Source organism: Microcystis sp. M179S2 (genome assembly GCF_020245805.1).
Lineage (GTDB): Bacteria > Cyanobacteriota > Cyanobacteriia > Cyanobacteriales > Microcystaceae > Microcystis > Microcystis aeruginosa.
In genome coordinates this window covers 1-3486 of sequence record NZ_JADBUE010000046.1, presented here as the reverse complement: position 1 = coordinate 3486, position 3486 = coordinate 1, and the positions used below count along the sequence as shown (strand labels likewise).

The 3486-nt window shown below is 44.5% G+C and carries 3 protein-coding genes; 2 read left to right on the top strand and 1 reads right to left on the bottom strand.

Annotated elements, in window-relative coordinates:
* The coding region (locus IM500_RS02480; protein ID WP_287737578.1) for an RNA-guided endonuclease TnpB family protein at positions 1 to 610 on the top strand (610 nt) is incomplete at its 5' end.
* 142 nt (positions 611 to 752) lie between these two features.
* Here the strand turns inward: IM500_RS02480 and IM500_RS02475 are convergent.
* Positions 753 to 2483 carry a diflavin flavoprotein gene (locus tag IM500_RS02475; RefSeq protein WP_287737577.1) on the bottom strand — a complete coding sequence of 577 codons (1731 nt, stop codon included), beginning with the start codon at positions 2481 to 2483 and terminating at the stop codon, positions 753 to 755.
* 365 nt (positions 2484 to 2848) lie between these two features.
* On the opposite strand from IM500_RS02475, the gene IM500_RS02470 reads away from it, so the two are divergent.
* A complete protein-coding gene (locus IM500_RS02470; RefSeq protein ID WP_002797276.1) occupies positions 2849 to 3139 on the top strand; it encodes a hypothetical protein in 291 nt (96 codons plus the stop codon).
* The last annotated feature ends 347 nt before the right edge of the window (positions 3140 to 3486 follow it).

Sequence of the window (3486 nt, the reverse complement as noted above, 5' to 3'; positions counted from 1 at the left end):
AGACGCTCCTAAACCGTTAAAAAAACGATTAAAACGACTAATAAAGGCACAGAAAAACCTTTCTAGAAAACAGAAAGGAAGTAACCGACGGGAAAAAGCTAGGAAACGAGTAGCTAAAATCCATGCAAAGATTAAAGACACTCGTACTGATTTCTTGCATAAACTATCCACTAGAGTTGTTCGTGAAAATCAAACGATAATTTTAGAGGATTTAAACACATCGGGAATGGTTAAAAATCGCAAGTTATCCCGTGCTATATCAGATTTGGGATGGCGTTCTTTTCGAGATATGCTATCGGCAAAATCTGATAAATATGGGCGTGATTTTCGGATAATTTCCCGATGGGAGCCAACGTCTCAGCGATGTTCCTGTTGTGGGAATATCGGCGGTAAGAAAGCATTAAATATCCGTGAGTGGGAATGTCTTTTTTGTGGGACTTTCCATGATAGGGACGTGAACGCCGCAATTAATATCAAGGTCGCCGGTGGGCAATCGGAGACCTCAAAAAACGGACGCAGAGGAAGGTGTAAGACTTCTGTTAAAGAAGCAGCATCCCGTGAAGCGTCAACCCATCCAAAGATCGTTCAATTAAGTTTGTTTGATCTGTAGGGAATCGCCGTCCGTTTACGGCGGTGAGGATGTCAATGATCTTGTTTTACAAACAGTAGCAGAAGGATAGGGGAGAGTATTGTTCACTTTCGGGATCAGCCGAAACCCTTGTTTTTTGCGATCCCTTGCCCGTCACCATGAGTTAATAATAACTGCCAGATTTGCGATGATGGATGGCGGTTAAACCCTGGTGTAAAACCCTGCCTTTTTCTGCGATCGCATAAAGCAGCCAATGATCACCGCACTCCATTCGTTGTTCCACCCGACATTCCAGATAAGCGAGCGCTTCGGCCAGAATCGGCCCACCGTTCTCAGCTTTAGTGGTTTCGATATTAGCAAAACGATCTTCTCCTGGAGTAAAAGGTTTAAGAAAATGCTTCATTAAAGCCAAATGTTGACCTTCTTGGAGGATATTAAGGACAAAAGGCGTACCGCTATAAAGCAGAGACTCGATCGCTCGTTCTTTTGCCACGGCAATAGTCAATCCGGGGGGAGTGAACGTCGCTTGCGATACCCAAGAGGCTAACATGGCGCCGCGCAATTCTCCCAATTCGCAGGTGACGATACAGAGAGAACCCACCAAACGGCCCAGAGCCTGCGATCGCCGATCGCTTTGGGATTGGTTAACATTAGTTTTCGGTTGTCTGCTTTTGCGAGCTTTTTTGACTGCTTGAGCGAAATCGGTTCCCGCTTCCTCACAGGTCTTTAAAATTGCCTCCGTGGGCTTAAATTTAACCCGAATTGGCTCAAAACCGAAGCGATAACCGCCATCCCGGAATTTACCTTCTAAAAGATCGACCGCTTCCCCACTCCAACCGTAGGAGCCAAAAACCCCCACCAGCTTGCTTTTATCGCCATTGGACAGGGTAATCCCCAAGGCGGTTTGGATGGGAGTCGGTGCGTGTCCCCCCAAAGTGGGGGAACCAAAGATAAAACCGACACTTTTTTCGATCGCCGTTTTGATCTCGTCTGGTTCAGCGAACTCGGCATTAATCGCCGTCACTGCTACTGCCGCTTTCGTGATTCCCATGGCGATCGCTTGAGCAAGGGTGGCGGTGTTGCCGTAGGCACTAGCATAAATCAGGGCGATTGTCAACTCTTGGGACTTTTGTACTGCTAACCATTGTTGATAGGAAAGGGTCAATTCGTGCATCCCGTAACGCACCAGAGGACCGTGACCAACGGCATAAAATAAGGGCGATTTAGCGGCTAATTTCTCCAAAGCGTTGCTAATTTGGCCCGCATAGGGAGCCATGAGACAATCGAAATAATAACGCCGATCTTCGTTATAAACGCTCCAACCCTCATCAAAAATTTGGTCGCCACAAACGTGCGCCCCGAATAATTTATCGGTGTAGAGAATATCAGTTTTACTGTCGTAGGTACAGAGTTGATCGGGAAATCGGGGGTTAGGAGTGGGGATAAATTCTAATTGATGGTTTGCTCCTAAATTTAATATTTCTTCCCCCTTGACAACCAACAGATTTAATGCTTCGGTTTCGAGAATTTTTTTCAGGGAAATTGCCCCTGGATTAGAACAAACAAAAGTGACTTGAGGAGCGATTTCTAAAAGTGCCTTGAGGGTGACGGCACGATTGGGGTTAACGTGACCGAGGATAATATAATCAATAGTTTTCGGATCGATTCTTTTAGTTAAAGCCTCTAAAAATATGGACGAAAATGATTCCCCCGGTGGATCAAAAAGAGCGACCTTTTCACTTTTAATCAGATAACTATTGGCGGTAGTTCCCTTTTGTAATCCGTATTCGATCTCGAATTTTAACCGGTCCCAAGTGCGGGAACGAAAGACAAAAGTATCGGCGGCTATCGGTGCTACTTGTACATCTCTCGGTTTGACAATTGCATTATTCATAATCTTAGTTACCAGTTATCAGTTAAGTAGTCAATTAGTTAAGCGGCAACTTGAGGCTGTGATCATTTTTTACTAGGCAAGTTTGGCATCAAAGTCAACACTTGATTTTTGACTAAATACAGCCTTTTATCGCTGGGGACGAGTGGGGAAATTTATAGGTTATCTTGCCAGCCGGAAGGACATCAATATCTACAGTACACTATCTCTGGGAAGAAACCTAGCTTCTAGCAATTGGCTCGCGGGTAACGATACTCCTCTGGGGGGATTTGCCAGTCTATTGAGAAATTCTAAAGGGAACGTGATCCCCAGAAGCGAGGTGCTAGTCTGAGGAAAACCCTGCTCTCTCCCTATCAGGCAAAGTTTTTATGAGCTATCAGCACTCGTCTTTTGACTGCACTAGCGCCAATTTTGAGAAAGCCGCTTTGACTCATTTTCGCGCTCTTGTGGCTTTTTTACCGGATAATTGCCGTGTTTACCGACAAACCTGGGAATTCTCTACGGTTCTCTGTCTCGATTGTCTAGCTTGTTTGGAGGGACTAGCAATCACCCGTCAAAATTTCGCCCATCTAGTTAATGTGACACAAGAACTGGGTTTAGGTCAAGCAATTATTTTGAAAGTAGGCAATAAAATCGTTGAGTGGCATCGTTTAAACTAAAATCTCAATTTTCGACCATCTCAACAGTCTAGAAAAAAATCGGCTCTCTGTGTTCTTTGTGTCTCTGTGGTTTATCTTTAACGCTTATAACTACCTCTTACCTCTGGGTGCATCTCATTTTTGCACTCTCAAAAATTAATTATGCAAGAACTCTATAGTAGGGTTGATTCATGAATCAACCCTACCCAAACCCTAGAGCGCATTGGTTTTTCGGTGGGATGCTTACAGGCAGCTGCTGATATGTCTGTAATAATTTAAGGGTCACTGATAATTGCTGATTGTCGGTATTTCTGCAAATGTGAGAGGCACCCCTTGCCTCTTGTCTATCCTAACCAAGAAGTTAATTT